The sequence below is a fragment of the Duganella sp. CF517 genome (assembly GCF_900110275.1).
Lineage (GTDB): Bacteria > Pseudomonadota > Gammaproteobacteria > Burkholderiales > Burkholderiaceae_D > Rugamonas.
In genome coordinates this window covers 1202675-1218409 of sequence record NZ_FODC01000001.1, presented here as the reverse complement: position 1 = coordinate 1218409, position 15735 = coordinate 1202675, and the positions used below count along the sequence as shown (strand labels likewise).

Sequence of the window (15735 nt, the reverse complement as noted above, 5' to 3'; positions counted from 1 at the left end):
GCGTCATGCCTTGGTAGTACACACAAAAAAAAGTACACAAAAACAGGAGACAACCATGAACAACACTCAACGGCACACGCCGTCCCTACGCCTGTCCGCAATGGCCGCAGCATTGGCCGCAGCATTGTTGACAGCCATCCCGGCGCACGCGCAACTGAGCAGCGCCACCATCCAGGGCCAGGTCACCAATGGTACGGCGCCCTCGGCGGGCAACCCGGTCACCGCCACCAACCAGTCCAACGGCTACGTCTACAACACCGTGACGCGCGCCGACGGCAGCTACGTGCTGACCGGCGTCGCCCCTGGCACCTACGAGATCAAGGTCGGCGATCAGAAATCCGAGCCGGTCACCGTCAGCGTCGGCCAGACCAGCCAGGTCAACCTGGCGCTGCAAAGCGGCGTGCAGCAGGTGGTGATCACCGGCTCGGCGTCGCGCCGCGATGTCGCCGGCTCCGAGGTCGGCACGTCGGTTTCGCGCGAGCAGATCGAGAAGCTGCCGCAGGTCACCCGTAATTTCCTGTCCTTCGCCGATCTGGCGCCGGGGGTGCGCTTCAGTGTCGACAACAGCGGCAACGTCAAGCTGCAATCCGGCTCGCAGAACCAGGACAACGTCAACGTTTTCATCGATGGCGTCAGCCAGAAGAACAACATCCTGCGCGGCGGCGTCTCCGGCCTCGATACGAGTCGCGGCAATCCGTTCCCGCAATCGGCGATCGCCGAGTACAAGGTGATCGCGCAAAACTACAAGGCCGAATTCGACCAGGTCTCGAGCGCCGCGATCACCGCCATCACCAAATCCGGCGGCAACGAGCTGCATGGCGACGCCTTCTGGGACCACACCGGCACCAATCTCACGGCCAAGGACCCGTTCCAGAAGGAGTCGGAGCAGCGCGGCATCGGGCGTCCCAAGTCCTCGCAGGACCAATACGGCATGACATTGGGTGGTCCGATCAAGAAGGATGTCGCGCACTTCTTCTTCGCCTACGAGGGCAAGAAGATCGACAGCCCGCGCCAGGTGATCGCCCAGCGCACCGACCTGCTGCCCAACGCCGGTATCGTGCCGTCGCTGCTTTCGCAGCAGGGTTCCGCCGTTTCGAAGTTCAAGGAGGATCTGTTCCTGGTGAAGCTGGACGCGCAGATCGCGAAGAACCAGCGAGTGGAAGCGACCGCGCGCATCCGGCGCGAGACCGACATGATCCCGGAGGACGTGAAACTGAGCGTGCCTGAGAACTCCCTCAATCGCAGCAACGACGAGGACCGGCTGGACTTCAAGCACGAGTGGAGCAATGATAACTTCCTCAACGAAGCGCGCATCGGTTACGAGAAGTACAGCTGGAACCCCCATTCGAACGCGAACGCGCCCTACATCAAATACCAGGTCTCGCCGAGCAATACGGACAACAACGTCGTCGACGTGATCATCGTCGGCGGCTCGCCGAACAACCAGTTCCGCGAGCAAAGCGGGTTGCTGTTCCAGGACGACCTGACCTACACCGGCACGAGCGGACACACGCTGAAAGCCGGTATCAAGGTCAAGCACATCACCTATGATTTGTCGGGCACCGCCCGCGCCGTCGACAAGCGTATCGAGCGGATCGACACCGTCACGGGGCTGCCGAGTTTAATCCGTGTCGAAGAGGCGATACCCGCCAGTGGCGTGAATTTTTCGAACAACCAGTACGGCGTCTATTTGCAGGACGACTGGCAGGCCAGCGAAAAACTGCTGCTCAATCTCGGCATGCGCTACGACTACGAAGACAATATGCTGAACGACGGCTATGCAACGCCGGCCGACCGCGTGGCGCTGTTCGGTCGGCAGGACCCGAGGGCCGGCGCCCCCGCAGGCCAGACCTACGCGCAGTCCTTGGCCAAGGGCGGCATCAATATCGCCGACTATATCAGCAACGGCAATAGCCGCAAGGCCTTCAAGAAGGCCTTCGCGCCACGCCTTGGACTGTCATACGACATCAATGGGGACCGCGCTTCGGTGCTGTTCGCCGGCTGGGGCAGGGCGTACGACCGCACCATCGCCAACCACGCGCTGGATGAGGCGCAGAAAAACGCGCAGGCCAACGGCGAGATCTGGATGATCAAAAACGATCACAAGATGGCTTACACCGATCAATGGAGTTTCGGTCTGCGCCAGGCGCTGGGTATCTGGAACGGCGAGGCGGGTTACACCAATTCGCGCAGCCGCAACCAGTTCAACTGGTTCGGCGGCAATCGCGATCCCCAAGGCGGCTGGGGCGACGCCGCCCCGATCGATCCGTATTGGGGCTCCGTGTCCGGTTACGGCACGCTGATATTGGGCGACTTTATCTCGCAGGCCAAGACCGAATCGGCGTACCTGAAGATGGATAAGCCGTATAGCAAGTCTTCGACGTGGAGCCTGGGCGCGACCTACACCTACAGCCGTGGCGAGACCACCAACAAGGAGTGGACCAGCGATATCTTCAACTGGACCCATGGACGCTATGCCAACGCCTGGAATCCGTCGACCGACGTCGAACGCCACCGCCTGGTGGTGGCAGGCGTATCCGATGGCTGGCTGCCGTGGGGGCTGATGTTGTCCGGGAAGGTGACCGTGGGTTCGGGCCTGCCTTACCGCATGACCAATTGCTCGAACGGCTTCACACAATGCGTGTCCGCCAAGGGCGATGGCGACGCCTTCCACCAGGTGGATGTGGGACTGTCGAAGGAGGTCGGGTTCCGCTTCGGCCGCGTGGCGCTGCGCGCCGACGTGCTCAATCTGTTCAACAGCATCAACTACGGCGGCTACGATGGCTGGGTCGGTGGTCCGGGCAATCCGCAGAACCGTCTGGGTGGCGACAACCGTAACCTCGGTACGCCAAACTCGATGGGCGGCCAGATGCGCACCTTGAAGTTCAGCGCGCGTTACGCGTTCTAAGGAGGTTCGTGTTCATGACCGTATTTTCCAAGCCTCGCGTCCTGCACACCGCCGCCAGCGTGGCGTTCGCCGTTTCCGCCTTGTTCGCCGGCGCCGGGGTGGCGCAGGCGCGCGATGCGGCGCTGCCGCCGATGTTCGACGATCTCCAGCGCCGCACCTTCGACTTTTTCTGGGAGACCGCCAACCCGGCCAATGGCCTGGTGCCGGACCGGCATCCGACGCCGTCGTTTTCCAGCGTGGCGGCGGTGGGCTTCGGCCTGACCGCGTATCCGATCGGTGTCGAACGCGGCTACGTCACGCGCCAGCAGGCGCGCGAGCGCGTGCTGGCCACCTTGCGCTTCTTCCGCAATGCGCCGCAGGGCGACGCCAAGGGCACCTCCACCAGCGGCTACAAGGGCTTCTTCTATCATTTCCTCGATATGAAGACCGGCCTGCGGTACGACAAGGTCGAGCTGTCGACCGTCGACACGGCGCTGTTCCTGGCCGGCGCGCTGTTCTGCCAGTCCTATTTCGACGGCGACGACCCGGCCGAGAAGGAGATCCGCAAGCTGGCCGCCGAGATCTACGAGCGGGTCGACTGGACCTGGGCGCAGGCGCGCAAGCCTTCTATCGCGCTGGGATGGCATCCGGAGTCCGGCTTCATCCCGTACGATTGGAAAGGCTACAACGAGGCGATGCTGGTCTACGTGCTGGCGCTCGGATCGCCCACCCATCCGGTGCAGCCGGAGGCGTGGAAAGCCTGGACCAGCACCTACGGAGACAGCCTGGAAGGCAAGGGCGACCAGGAGTATCTGGCCTATCCGTCGCTGTTCATCCACCAGTACAGCCACGTATGGATCGACTTCCGGGGCATCCGCGACGAGTACATGGGCAAGCGCGGCTACGACTATTTCGAAAACAGCCGCCGCGCCACCTATGCGCAGCAGGCCTACGCGATCGCCAACCCGCTGCGCTGCAAAGGCTACGGCGCCAATGTCTGGGGCATCACCGCCAGCGACGGCCCGGTGGATAAAACCCTCGACTACGGCGGCATCAAGCTGCCGTTCCGCACCTATACGGCGCGCGGGATCGGTGGCCTGAAACACTATGACGATTGCACCCTGGCGCCGACGGCCGCCGCGTCGTCGCTGCCGTTCGCGCCGGAGATCGTGGTGCCGGCGGTGCTGGAGATGAAACAGCGTTACGGCGAGTGGATCTATGGCCGCTACGGCTTCCTGGACGCGTTCAATCCAAGCTTTGACTACGATATCCCGGTCTCGCAAGGGCGCACGATCAAGGGCAAGGGCTGGGTCGACAACGACTATCTGGGCATCGACCAGGGGCCGATCCTCGCCATGACGGAGAACTATCGCAGCGATTTCGTCTGGCGCGTGATGCGCGGCCACCCGGTGATCCGGCGCGGCCTGGAACGCGCGGGCTTCACGGGCGGCTGGTTGCGGCAGCCGGAGAAGGTCAAGCCGGCGGCAGAGATGGCGCCGGCCCAATGATGCGATGGTTGTCTCTGCGCCGATGCGTTGCGCGCGCGATGTTGCTGTCGCTGGCCTGCGGCCTGCTGGCATCGTGCGCGCCGCGCAAGCAGGAGGGCGTCGTGCTCAAGTTCTGGGCCATGGGGCGCGAGGGCGAGGTGGTCACGGCGCTGATGCCGGAGTTCGAGCGCACCCACCCGGGCGTGCGGGTCGAAGTCCAGCAGCTGCCGTGGACCGCCGCGCACGAAAAGCTGCTGACCGCGTTCGCCGGCGACGTCATGCCCGACATTTTCCAGCTTGGGAATACGTGGGTGCCGGAGTTCGCCGTGCTGGGCGCCCTGCTGCCGTTGGACGCGCAGGTCGCCGCCTCGACGCTGGTGACGCCGGCCGACTATTTCCCCGGGATCTGGGATACCAATATCGTCGACGGCAAGCTGTGGGGCGCGCCATGGTATGTCGACACCCGCGTCTTGTTCTACCGGCGCGATATGCTGGCCCGCGCCGGTTACGCCAAGCCGCCGCAAACCTGGACCGAATGGATGAAGGCGATGAACGCCATCAAGCGCCGGGTGGGGCCGGAAAACTACGCCATCCTGCTGCCCAGCGATGAATTCGAGCCGCTGATGGCGCTGGCCTTGCAGAACGACGAGCCGTTGCTGCGTGACGGCGGCCGTTACGGCAATTTCCGCAGTGCCGGATTCCGCCGCAGCCTGCAGCTGTACGCCGACATGTTCGCGCAGAAGCTCGCGCCGATGAACCGCATCACCAACGTCTATCACGAATTCGGCATGGGCTACGTGTCCTTCTACATTTCCGGCCCGTGGAACATGGGCGAGTTCAAACGCCGCCTGCCGGCCGATCAGCAACAGCACTGGATGACCGCGATCTTGCCCGGGCCTTCCGGTCCGGCGGCATCGATTGCCGGCGGTTCCAGCCTGGTGCTGTCGGCGTCGTCCAAACATCCGCGCGAAGCGTGGCAATTGATCGAATACCTGTCCCGAACCGATACGGCCGCGCGCTTCCACGAGTTGACGGGCGACTTGCCGCCGCGCCGCAGCAACTGGAGCGCGCCGCGCCTTGCCAACGACGTCTATGCCCAGGCGTTCCGGCAGCAGTTCGAACGGGTGAAGCCCGCGCCCAAGGTGCCCGAGTGGGAACGCATCGCCACCGAGATGCGGCTCGTCGCCGAGCGCGTAACGCACGGGGAACTGACGGTCGACCAGGCGGTGGTGGCGCTCGACGCCAAGGCCGACCATATCCTGGAAAAGCGCCGCTGGATGCTGGCGCGCAAGGAGGCGCGATGAACTCGCGCCGCGCCGCGTGGTGCTTTGCCGGCCCCGCGCTGCTGGTCATCGGCGTGTTCTTCTTCCTGCCGGTGCTGGCCGCGCTGGTGATGAGCCTTACCGATTTCGATATTTACGCGTTGGCGAATCTGGACAATCTGCGTTTCGTCGGCCTGCGCAACTACGCCGAACTGCTGCAAACGCCGCTGTTCTGGCAGGCGCTGGGCAATACGCTGTACTTCGTCGTGGTCGGCGTGCCGCTGTCGATCGCCGCCTCGCTGGGCGCCGCGCTGCTGCTCAATTCCCGGCTGACGTGGTTCAAGGGCCTGTTCCGCACCGCCTTCTTCGCGCCGGTGGTGACGTCGCTGGTGGCGGTGGCGGTGATCTGGCGCTACCTGCTACATACGCGCTACGGCATGATCAACCATGGCCTCGATCAACTGGGGATAGCGCCGGTGGATTGGCTGAACGATCCCGATTGGGCGATGCCGGCGATTATCCTGTTCGCGGTCTGGAAGAACTTCGGCTACAACATGATCATCTTCCTCGCCGGCCTGCAAAGCATTCCGGACGATCTGTACGAAGCGGCGGGGCTCGACGGCGCCGGCGTGTGGGGGCAGTTCCGCTTCATCACCTGGCCGATGCTCGGACCGACGATGCTGATGGTGAGTATCCTCAGCATGTCCGGATACTTCCAGCTGTTCGCCGAGCCGTATGTGATGACGCAGGGTGGGCCGGTGCAAAGCACCGTCAGCGTGCTGTATTTCATGTACGAGCAGGGTTTCAAATGGTGGAACCTGGGCGCGGCATCGGCGGTGGCCTTCGTGCTGTTCGTGATCATGTTCGGCGTCACGCTGCTGCAACTGCGCTTTGCCAAAGGAGCGGAAGCATGACCGCCTTGTCCTGGAAGCCGCGCGCGCTGGCGCTCAATGGCTTGATGCTTGTCGCCGGCGCGCTGACCTTGTTCCCGCTTTTATGGATGGTATCCGTGTCGCTGATGGCGCCCGGCGAGTCGAGCGCGTTCCCGCTGCCGTTCGTGCCGAGCGCCGCGACGCTGCATAGCTACCGCGAGTTGTTCAGCCAAGCCGGCATCGGCAAATATCTGCTTAACAGCGTGTTGCTGTCGTGCGCGGCGACGGCGCTGTCGTTGCTGTTTAATGTAAGCGCCGGCTACGCCTTCGCCAAGCTGCAGTTCCGTGGGCGCGACCGGATCTTCAAAGTCATGCTCGGCGCGCTGGTGATACCTAGCCAGGTGGCGATGCTGCCGCTGTTCCTGTTGCTGAAGTATCTGGGCCTGGTCAATACCTACGGCGCGGTGCTGGTGCCTGCGATGGCGGGCATCTTCGGCATCTTCCTGGTGCGGCAGTACGCGTTGACGATACCGGACGCGCTGCTGGAGGCGGCGCGCATGGACGGCGCCAGCGAGTTCCGCATCTTCCGCGTGATCGTGCTGCCGCTGCTCACGCCCATCCTGGTCACGCTGGGTATCTTTACCTTCCTCGGGACGTGGAACGACTTCATGTGGCCGTTGATCGTACTGACCGATAAAGACCTCTATACGTTGCCGGTGGCGCTGGCGTCGCTGTCGCGCGAACACGTTCAGGATAACGAGTTGATGATGGCCGGCTCGGTGTTGACCATTTTGCCAGTGCTGCTGCTGTTCCTCGGCCTTCAGCGGTACTACATCCAGGGGCTGCTGGTCGGGAGCGTCAAAGGATGAAGCTCATGCGAATGCTGGCTGCGGGCCTGGTCGCCGCGCTGATGGCGAAAGCCATCGCGGCGGAGCCGCAGCGCGTGCTCGACGACTTTTCGTCTGTCGGCGCGTGGCAGGCGCAGGCCTCCGACGGCGTGGTGTCCGCCGCCAGCGCCGCCGATGGCGGCCTTCGGCTGGATTTCGACTTCGCCGGCAAAGGTGGTTACGCTTTCGTGCGCCGTGCGTTGCCCCTGGATCTGCCGGAAAACTACGAGATCTCGTTCTACGTGCGCGCCGACGCGCCGACCAACCATTTCGAGTTCAAGATGACAGATGCCAGCGGCGATAACGTCTGGTGGTTCCCACAGCAGAACTTCAGCTTCCCGAAACAGTGGCAACTGGTGCGCATCAAGAAGCGCCAGGTGCTGTTCGCGTGGGGACCGACAAAGGATCGCGTGCTCAAACACGCGGACCGTATCGAATTTGTCGTCAGCGCCGGCAGCGGCGGCGGCAAAGGCTCTGTCTACGTTAAGCACTTGACGATTCGTGCGCTGCCGCCGGTCCCGGATACCTGGCCAAAGCCGGTCGCGCAGGCTACTTCCCACTTGGCCGGCGGAGCGGCCGCGCTGGCGGTCGATGGCGATGCCGGTACGACGTGGGTTGGCAGGAAGAGTAAAAATGAGCCGCAGCGCCTGACGATCGATCTTGGCGCGCAGCGCGAGTTCGGCGGCTTGGTGCTGCACTGGCAGGGCCGCCGCTACGCGAGCAGCTACGATATCGAGCTCTCGTCCGATGGCGTTCAATGGCGGACGGCGCGCCGTGTCGTTACTGGCAACGGCGGAGAAGATCCGTTGCGCCTGGCGGAGTCCGAGGCGCGCTACATCCGGCTGGTGATGCGCGACGGCCCGTCGTCGGCGTATGCGCTGCAGGAAGTCGATCTGAAGGATCTGGCCTGGGGTGCGACACCGAACCAGTTTATCGAGGGCGTGGCGGGCGGCGCCCGGCGGGGACTGTATCCACGTGGCTTCTCGGGCCAGCAGTCTTATTGGACACTGGTGGGCGTCGATGGCGGCGGCGATCACAGCGCGCTCATTTCCGAGGATGGCGCGCTGGAGTCGAAGCAGGGTGGCTTTTCGGTCGAGCCGTTTGTCCGCGACGGCAACCGGCTGGTAACTTGGGCCGATGTGAAGGTGAGCCAGAGTTTGCGCGATGGCTATCTGCCTGTTCCCTCGGTGCTGTGGCGGCACCCGGATTGGACGCTCTCCGTGACCGCCGCAGCCGACGGCACGCCGGCGTCATCGCAACTGCTGGCGAAGTACGAGCTGAAAAACCTGGGCGCTACCGCGCGGCGCATGCAGCTGGTACTGGCAGTGCGTCCGTTCCAGGTCAATGCGCCACGCCAGTTCCTCAATACGCCGGGAGGCTTTAGTGCCATTCACGATTTGCGATGGGATGGCAAGGCGATCATAGTCAACGGCGATAGCAGGATCCATCCTTTGCAAGCGCCCGCCGGCGTAGCCTTGTCATCGTTCGACGGCGGTCTCCTGCCCGGCGCCCATCCTGCAAGTGTTGGCGGGCGTAGCCTGCATGACGAAACAGGTATGGCCTCGGCGGCGATGACTTACGACGTGGTGCTGCCGCCGCATGGAAGCGTTGTGATCGGCGCCGTGCTGCCGATGGCGGGCGGTTCGGAGGCGTTCGCCATTCCGCCCGCCAGCCGGAACGCCGCCGCATGGATGGCGCAGCGTCAGGAAGCGGTAGCGGCACAGTGGCGCGACAAGCTGAATCGGGTAACGCTAAAGGTGCCTGCAGCCGGCCGGCAGATGGCCGACACATTGCGCTCGTCGCTGGCGCACATGCTAATGACGCGCGAGGGCGCATCGCTGCAACCCGGCACGCGCTCCTACCGACGCTCCTGGATACGCGATGGCGCGATGATGTCGGAAGCCCTGTTGCGACTCGGTCAGCCCGACATCGCGGCGGAATACCTGCGCTGGTACGCGCCGTACCAGTTCGACAACGGCAAAGTGCCATGCTGCGTCGATCGCCGCGGCGCCGATCCCGTGCCGGAGAACGATAGCCACGGACAGTTGATCTTCCTCGCGGCGGAGCTGTATCGCTATACCCGGGACACGGCCGCGCTGGCCGACGCCTGGCCCCGTGTCGATGCCGCCGCGCGCTACATGGAGACCTTGCGCCAGTCCGAGCGCATCGAGGCGAACCGTGCGCCGGAGCGCCGCGCGTTTTATGGCTTGATGCCGGCGTCCATCAGTCACGAGGGGTATTCGGAAAAACCGATGCATTCATATTGGGATGACTTCTGGGCGATGCGCGGCTATAAGGACGCCGTTCATGTCGCAGCGGCGCTTGGGAAAGCCGGTGACGAGCGACGCCTGGCGGCGGCGCGTGACGAGTTCCGGCACGATCTCTATGCATCGTTGAATGCCGCAACAGAGGTCCATAACATCGATTACCTCCCCGGTGCGGCGGAACTGGGCGACTTCGATCCCACCTCGTCGACCATTGCGCTGACGCCCGGCGGCGAGCAGCAGTTCCTGCCGCCGGCGATGCTGAAGGCGACCTACGATAAATATTGGGACTTCTTCCTGGCCCGGCGCGACGGCCGCAAGGCGTGGGAGGATTACACGCCCTATGAACTGCGCAATGTCAGCGCCTTTGTGCGCCTGGGTTGGCGCGAACGGGCGGCCCAATTGCTGGAGTACTTCTATGCGGACCAGCGTCCGGCCAAGTGGAACCAGTGGGCCGAGGTGGTCGGGCGCGACATGCGGCAGCCGCGTTTTGTCGGCGACATGCCGCACGGCTGGATATCGTCCGACTACATCCGCGCGGCGCTCGATTCGTTCGCGTACGAACGGGAGGAGGATCAAGCGCTGTTGCTGGCCGAAGGCGTGCCGGTGGACTGGTTGCGCGGGGAAGGCATCGGTCTTCACGGACTGCGCACGCCCTACGGCCCGCTCAGCTACAAGCTGGCCGCCGCCAACGGCGCGCTCTCCTTGCATGTCGAGACCATGCAACATAACCCTCCCGGTGGCGTGGTCTTCACCTGGCCCTGGGACAGCGCACCCGGCGCGGCGACGCTGAACGGCGAGCCGGTCACGTGGCAAAACCGGCAGATCAGGATCGATAGGCTGCCGGCGGTACTGAAAATCAATGGCGCACCGTTATAACTTCGAGATCACAAGGATCATCAAATGAGTAAATCCATCCAGTTTCCCGCCGCTTTCCTATGGGGCAGTGCGACGTCGGCGTATCAGATCGAAGGTTCGCCGCTGGCCGACGGCGCGGGGCCGAGCATCTGGCAGCGGTTCTGCGCGGTGCCGGGTAATGTGCGCGATGGCGACAACGGCGACGTCGCCTGCGATCATTACAACCGCTACAAGGAGGACGTCGCGCTGATGGTCAAGTTGGGACTGAAAGCCTATCGCTTCAGCGTGTCGTGGAGCCGCATCCTGCCGCAAGGGCGGGGCGCCGTGAATCCGGCGGGACTGGATTTCTACAGCCGTTTGATCGACGAGCTGATTGCCAACGGTATCGAACCTATGCTCACGTTGTACCACTGGGATTTACCCGCCGCGCTGGACGACCGGGGCGGCTGGCTCAATCCGGACATCGCCGACTGGTTCACCGACTATGCGCGCGTACTGTTCGAGGCCTTCGATGGGCGGGTCAAGTCGTGGGCCACGCTAAACGAGCCGTGGGTGGTTACCGATGGCGGCTACATGCACGGCACTTTGGCGCCGGGCCATCGCAGCGTGCACGAAGCGGCGCTGGCCAGCCATAACCTGATGCGCGCGCACGGCAGCGCCGTCAAGGCATACCGGGAAATGGGCAAGCACCAAATCGGCATCGTGGTCAATATCGAACCTAAGTATCCGGCCAGCCAATCGCAGGCGGATCTCGACGCCACGCGGCGTGCCGACGCCTACATGAACCGCCAATACCTCGACCCGATCTTCCTCGGCGCCTATCCGCCGGAACTCAAACAGATGTTCGGCGACGCCTGGCCGGACTGGCCCGCCGCCGATTTCGAATTGATCGGGCAGAAGCTGGACTTCGTCGGCATTAATTATTACACCCGCAGCGTGGTGCGCGACGAGCCCTCCAACTGGCCGTTGAAAGTGGCGCCGGTGCGCCAGAACCAGGCCACCTACACCGAGACGGGATGGGAGGTGTTCCCGCAGGGGTTGACCGATACGCTGCTCAACTTCAAACGCCTTTACGGGGACACGCCGCTGTACGTGATGGAAAACGGTTCGGCGTTCTACGATCCACCTCGGGCCGAGGGCGGGCGTGTACACGATCCCTTGCGCGTCGATTGCCTGCGCAAAAACATGGGCGCCATTAGCGCCGCGCTGGAAGCGGGCGTCGATTTGCGGGGCTACATGGTATGGTCGCTGCTGGACAACCTGGAGTGGTCGCTGGGCTTTTCCAAGCGCTTCGGCATCATCCACGTCAACTTTGAAACGCAGCAGCGCACGCTGAAGGACAGCGCGCTGCTGTACGCCGATATCGTCGCCAGCAATGGCGCTTGCCTCAATCTGGAAGCCGGACATCACAATGAATAATCGTTTCGATAACATCCCTGCGCAAGAAGCGCGGTTGCTCTCCAACGGCAGCTTCACCACGCTGATCACCGGCGCCGGAACGGGTTTCAGCCGGGTCGGCGACACGGCCCTGTCGCGCTGGAGCGGTGACCGCGTCGAGGACGGCGAGGGCTATTTCATCTATCTGCGCGACACCGTCAGCGGCGAGGTCTGGTCACTGGGTTTGCAGCCCGGCGGTCCGGGGGACGCGGTCAGGACCTCCGGCGGCGAGGCTGGCAGCTTCTGGATAGGCGTCTCGGCGCATGGCATCGCGGCGCATATGGAGATCGCTGTCGATCCCGCGCGCGACCTCGAACTGCGCAGCGTGGTGCTCAAGAACACCGGCTCGACCGAGCGCCATATCGAGGTGACCAGCTATCTTGAAGTGGTGTTGAACCGCCAAGCGGATGAAGCCTCGCATCCGGCGTTTTCCAAGTTGTTTGTGCAGACCGAGTTCGATGCCGCCACGGGCGCACTGCTGGCAAGGCGCAGGCCGCGCGGCGAGGGCGACGCGGCGCTGTGGATGGTGCATGCCGCCGCCGGTGGCGACGCCGCCGGCTTCGACACCGATCGCACGCGTTTTGTGGGGCGCGGACGGGACCTGGGCCGGCCTGCCGGCATGGACGGAGAACTGTCCAACACGGTCGGAAATGTGCTCGACCCGGCGTTTAGCTTGCGCCGCGCGGTGACGCTGGCGCCCGGCGCGCACACCAGCGTGGCATTTGTCCTCGGCGCGGCGGACAGTCGCGAGCACGCGCTCGCGTTGGTCGGCGGCCTAGAACCGGCGGATCGCACAGCGATCAATGCCGCCCGCGCCGCCCAGCAGGCGCTGGAGCAACGACTGGGTTTGAGCTCGGACGAGGCGACTTACCTGCAGCGGTTGGCCGGTGCGATGTTATATGGCGATTCGGCGGTGCGTGCACCCCGCCACACCGCGCGTGGGGTGGAGGCTTCCGCCGATATCGCTTCGGTTGTATCGTCCTACGCGCTTCCGGCCGGGCCGTTGGCCGTCCTGTGGGTCGATGGCGCGGACGACGCCAACGCGCAGTTGCTGCTGCGTGCGCGCGCCTATTGGGGCGCGCATGGCTGGGTGGTCGACCTTTTACTGCTGGACGGTGACGGCTCGCGCAAGAACGCCGAAGGCGTCCATGTGCGCAAACCGGATCAATTCAAAAAGCAGGATCTCGCCTTGATCGAAATGACCGCGGTACTGGTTGTGCGCGGCCCGATGCCGGCGCTGGAGACCGATGACGGCGCCGCCACACAGCCGCCTGCCATGGACGCTGCGCAACCGGATGGACCGGCGACGCTACCAGGCCGCGCCGTGCTGCATCACTTCAATGGCTATGGCGGATTTTCCGATGCGGGCGACGAGTATGTGATCCGCATGGACTGGAATAGCGCCAATGGATTGCGGCGCCCACCGCTGGCCTGGACCAACGCCATATCGAACGAGGAATTCGGCTTCCTGGTCAGCGAAAGCGGTTCCGGCTACACCTGGAGCCGCAACAGCCGCATCCACCGGTTGACGCCTTGGTCCAACGATCCGATCCGCGACCCGCACGGCGAGGCGCTGTACCTGCGCGACGAGGACAGTGGCCGGTTCTGGTCCCCGGTGCCTGGTCCGGCCCCGGCGCGGGCGGGCTACGAGGCGGCGCACGGCTTTGGCTACACGCGCTTCAATCACTTCAGCCATGGCCTGGAGCAGGAGACGGTGATGTTCGTGCCGCGCCATGATCCGGTGAAGATCGTTCGTGTGCGCGTGACCAATCGCGACGCGGTGGCTCGCCGGCTGTCGGTGTTCTCGTACCAGCGGCTGGTCCTGGGCGGCACGCCGGCCGAGAGCAGCCGGTTCGTCATCACCGAGTGGGATGCCTCGGGCACGCTGCTGGCGACCAATCCGCTCGCCGGCCAGTTCGCCGACGGTGTGACGTTCGCCGCCGCGTTGCCGGGCGATGGCGTGGTGGTACACCACAGTGCCGACCGCGAAGCCTTCGTCGGCCGGCACGGCGACCTTGCCAAGCCAGCCGCGCTGGCCGCCGCACGGTTGGACGGCGTGACAGGCGCCGGCCTTGATCCCTGCGCGGCGTTCCAGACGACGCATGAACTGGCGCCGGGCGCCACGCTGGAATGGGTTGTGCTGCTGGGGGAGACGCGGGAACGCGCGGCGGCGCTGGAACTGGTGGAACGCTACGCCGCGCCCGGCGCGGTGCAGCGGGCATTCGCTGAAATCACCGCGTTCTGGCGGCACACCGTCGGCGCGGTGCAAGTGCGCACGCCGGTGCCTGCCATCGACTTGATGCAGAACGGCTGGCTGGCCTACCAGAACCTGAGCTGCCGCATCTGGGGTCGCTCGGCGTTCTACCAGTCCGGTGGTGCGTTGGGTTACCGCGACCAGTTGCAGGATTCAAGTGCGATGATCTACTCGCGCCCCGACCTGACGCGCCAGCAGATCCGCATCCACGCGGCGCACCAGTTTGTCGAAGGCGATGTGCTGCACTGGTGGCATACTGCGCCGATGGAACGCGGACTGCGCACGCGCTTCTCCGACGACCTTCTATGGCTGCCGTACGTGGCCGCCTTCTACGTCAAAACCACCGGCGACTGGAGCGTGCTCGATGAAGTCGAACCGTTCCTGACGGCGCCATTGCTGGAGGACGGCGAGGACGAGGTCTATTTGAAGCCGTCGCTGTCGGGCGAAAGCGCCGTCGTCTACGAGCATTGCTGCCGCGCGCTGGACCGCTCGCTGACGCAGGGCGCGCACGGCTTGCCGCTGATGGGCACCGGCGACTGGAACGACGGCATGAACCGCGTCGGCCGCGAAGGACGCGGCGAAAGCGTATGGATGGGATTTTTCCTGTCGCGCATCATCAAGGACTTCCTGCCGATCTGCGAGCGGCGCGGCGATACCGCGCGCATCGCCATCTACAGCGCGTATCACGATCATCTGGACCAGGCGCTGAACGATGGCGGCTGGGACGGCGAATGGTATCGCCGCGCCTATTACGACAATGGCGCCGTCATCGGTTCCAAGGACAGCGACGAGTGCCAGATCGACGCGCTGGCGCAGGCGTGGGCGGTCATCTCCGAGGCGGCGCCACCGGCACGCGCCGCACAGGCGCTGGACGCGCTGGAGCAGCGGCTGGTGTCCGAACAGGACGGCCTGATACGGCTGCTGACGCCCGCTTTCGTCAACACGCCCAACGATCCTGGCTATATCAAGGGCTACGTGGCCGGCGTGCGCGAAAACGGCGGCCAGTACACCCATGCCGCCTGCTGGGTCGTACGGGCGATGGCCGAAGCGGGGCGCCGCGACCGCGCCGCGCGGCTGCTGGAGATGCTCAGCCCTGTGACCCATGCGCGCGACGCGGCGGCGGTGGCGGTGTATCAGGTCGAGCCGTATGTGATCGCCGCCGACGTCTATGGCGAGGCGCCGCATGTGGGGCGCGGCGGCTGGACCTGGTACACGGGATCGTCCGGCTGGATGTACCGCGTGGGACTGGAGTCGGTGTTGGGCTTCAGCATCGAGGACGGCGACACGATCGTGCTGGCGCCGCGCATCCCGGACGATTGGCCGGAATACACCATCCGCCATCAGCTGCCCGATGACGGTGGCAGCTACGAGATCACGGTGCGCAATCCGGGCCGTAGCGCCAGGGATGTCGTAGCGGTTACCCTCGACGGCACGGCGCTTGCGGCCGACGACGGCGTGGCGCGCATTCCGCTGCTGCGCGACGGCGCGGTCCACCGCGTCGAACTGGTCCTGGGTTGAGGGGAAGTC

Annotated in this window: 8 protein-coding genes; all 8 read left to right on the top strand. The window is 64.6% G+C overall.

Going from position 1 to position 15735, the window contains the following annotated elements; all coding sequences use genetic code 11:
* Window positions 1-55: 55 nt before the first annotated feature.
* Genes BMX85_RS05220 through BMX85_RS05185 form a run of 8 tightly spaced genes read left to right on the top strand, consistent with a single transcriptional unit; the run spans window position 56 to window position 15726 of the window.
* On the top strand, window positions 56-2908 hold the full coding sequence (locus tag BMX85_RS05220; protein WP_090314573.1) for a TonB-dependent receptor: 2853 nt from the start codon (window positions 56-58) through the stop codon (window positions 2906-2908).
* 14 nt (window positions 2909-2922) lie between these two features.
* A complete protein-coding gene (locus BMX85_RS05215; protein WP_090315247.1) occupies window positions 2923-4395 on the top strand; it encodes a glucoamylase family protein in 1473 nt (490 codons plus the stop codon).
* Window positions 4396-4433: 38 nt separating this feature from the next.
* On the top strand, window positions 4434-5678 hold the full coding sequence (locus BMX85_RS05210) for a sugar ABC transporter substrate-binding protein (RefSeq protein WP_090314572.1): 1245 nt from the start codon (window positions 4434-4436) through the stop codon (window positions 5676-5678).
* On the top strand, window positions 5675-6550 hold the full coding sequence (locus tag BMX85_RS05205; RefSeq protein ID WP_090314571.1) for a carbohydrate ABC transporter permease: 876 nt from the start codon (window positions 5675-5677) through the stop codon (window positions 6548-6550). Before BMX85_RS05210 ends, BMX85_RS05205 begins: the two co-directional genes overlap by 4 nt.
* Window positions 6547-7377 (top strand): carbohydrate ABC transporter permease, encoded by an 831-nt coding sequence (locus tag BMX85_RS05200; RefSeq protein ID WP_090314570.1) that lies wholly within the window; start codon window positions 6547-6549, stop codon window positions 7375-7377. The genes BMX85_RS05205 and BMX85_RS05200 overlap by 4 nt, the downstream gene beginning before the upstream one ends.
* A complete protein-coding gene (locus BMX85_RS05195) occupies window positions 7374-10538 on the top strand; it encodes a discoidin domain-containing protein (RefSeq protein ID WP_218147300.1) in 3165 nt (1054 codons plus the stop codon). Before BMX85_RS05200 ends, BMX85_RS05195 begins: the two co-directional genes overlap by 4 nt.
* A gap of 24 nt (window positions 10539-10562) precedes the next feature.
* Window positions 10563-11936, top strand: coding sequence for a GH1 family beta-glucosidase (locus tag BMX85_RS05190; RefSeq protein ID WP_090314568.1), 1374 nt, complete (start codon window positions 10563-10565; stop codon window positions 11934-11936).
* Window positions 11929-15726: a GH36-type glycosyl hydrolase domain-containing protein gene (locus BMX85_RS05185; protein WP_177196648.1), complete on the top strand. Its 3798-nt coding sequence runs from the start codon at window positions 11929-11931 to the stop codon at window positions 15724-15726. Before BMX85_RS05190 ends, BMX85_RS05185 begins: the two co-directional genes overlap by 8 nt.
* Window positions 15727-15735 lie beyond the last annotated feature (9 nt).

What these genes read in the sequence shown, in the direction of transcription:
- BMX85_RS05215 (WP_090315247.1), top strand. Translation starts at nt 2,923, where the DNA reads ATGACCGTATTTTCCAAGCCTCGCGTCCTGCACACCGCCGCCAGCGTG.
- BMX85_RS05220 (WP_090314573.1), top strand. Translation starts at nt 56, where the DNA reads ATGAACAACACTCAACGGCACACGCCGTCCCTACGCCTGTCCGCAATG.
- BMX85_RS05205 (WP_090314571.1), top strand. Translation starts at nt 5,675, where the DNA reads ATGAACTCGCGCCGCGCCGCGTGGTGCTTTGCCGGCCCCGCGCTGCTG.
- BMX85_RS05200 (WP_090314570.1), top strand. Translation starts at nt 6,547, where the DNA reads ATGACCGCCTTGTCCTGGAAGCCGCGCGCGCTGGCGCTCAATGGCTTG.
- BMX85_RS05210 (WP_090314572.1), top strand. Translation starts at nt 4,434, where the DNA reads ATGTTGCTGTCGCTGGCCTGCGGCCTGCTGGCATCGTGCGCGCCGCGC.
- BMX85_RS05190 (WP_090314568.1), top strand. Translation starts at nt 10,563, where the DNA reads ATGAGTAAATCCATCCAGTTTCCCGCCGCTTTCCTATGGGGCAGTGCG.
- BMX85_RS05185 (WP_177196648.1), top strand. Translation starts at nt 11,929, where the DNA reads ATGAATAATCGTTTCGATAACATCCCTGCGCAAGAAGCGCGGTTGCTC.
- BMX85_RS05195 (WP_218147300.1), top strand. Translation starts at nt 7,374, where the DNA reads ATGAAGCTCATGCGAATGCTGGCTGCGGGCCTGGTCGCCGCGCTGATG.